We start from the raw sequence: 1,149 nt of genomic DNA on the forward strand, positions 1-1,149 counted from the left end.
CGTTGATCCAGCGCCGCTGGACGTTGCCGATGTGGTTCATCCGGAACGGCTGGGTTCCGTCCGCGTTCTGCCGGGGCCGCGGGAAGAGCACCAGCCGGGTCAGGTCGGTGTCGGGGAAGCGGGCCCGGACCGCCTTCTTCTGCCGGACGATGATCGCGGCCGTGGAATCCGGGATCGGCAGGCGGCAGCCGGCGCGGTTGTTCTTGAAGTCGGTGTAGACGAGCACGGATTTGCCGTGCTCGTCCGTCTCCAGGCAGTCCCAGGGCAGGCAGCCGACCTCGTCGGGACGGCGGCCGGTGTCGATGAGGATCTCGATCGCGTTGCGGATGTCGTCACCGCCGTCGCGGATCTGATCGAGGTCGGGCAGCCGTTCGCAGAGCTGGGCGAGGACCTCCTTGGGCAGGGCCCGGCCTGGGGCCTCGTCCGTGATCGGCGGGGGCATGTCGTGCCGTCGCAGCGCGAAGTCGTCGGGCAGGTCGGCCAGCATCTCCCCGGGACGGGTCAGGCCCATGTCGCGGATCTCCCGCAGGAACCGTCCGGTGAACCGGCAGACGGTCTGCCGGCGGAAGGCGCTGATCTCCTCGGTGTGATGCAGGTGGGCCATGTGCTGGGTGAAGGCTTCGATGTCGCGCCGGCCGAGCGCGGCCGGGTCCATGCCGTCGTCGTCGCGCGTGCGGACCAGGGTCCGGGACAGGTGGGCGATGCAGAGGATCATCTCGGACAGGCTGTTGGGGATGTTCTTGCCGTAGCGGCGAGGGATCTCGTCCAGCACCCATGCCTTGCAGGCCCGCCGCATCCACTCCTGATGCAGCTGGGTGAAGTCCAGCCGCCGCCACTGTCCCAGGCCGAAGGCGCCCATGTTCCAGACGTCCTTGATCTGCTCCAGCTCCGGCGTCGTGCACCCCGTCTCGATCAGCAGCCGCATCTTGCCGACCGCCCCGCTCAGCTTGGTGTTCGGCGTGACCCGGATGTCGTCGAACTGCTCGACCTGCTGTTCACGCAGGTGCTGGACGATGCTCCGCAGCAGCATCGCCGAGGTTCTGACCTCGGTGTCCGTGCGGGCCTGGAGGACGTAGAGGATCTCGGCGACCACCAGGGGCGGCAGGCCGCGCAGGCTCACCGCCGTCGACTCCGACGAGCCCGGCTCCA

The 1,149-nt window shown here is 68.9% G+C and carries 1 protein-coding gene; it reads right to left on the reverse strand.

Annotated features, from left to right (window positions below):
• Positions 1 to 1,149: site-specific integrase (locus IE287_RS38085; protein WP_229884017.1), on the reverse strand; the 1,149-nt coding region annotated here is incomplete at both ends.

The sequence above is a fragment of the Streptomyces omiyaensis genome (assembly GCF_014650895.1).
GTDB lineage: Bacteria > Actinomycetota > Actinomycetes > Streptomycetales > Streptomycetaceae > Streptomyces > Streptomyces omiyaensis.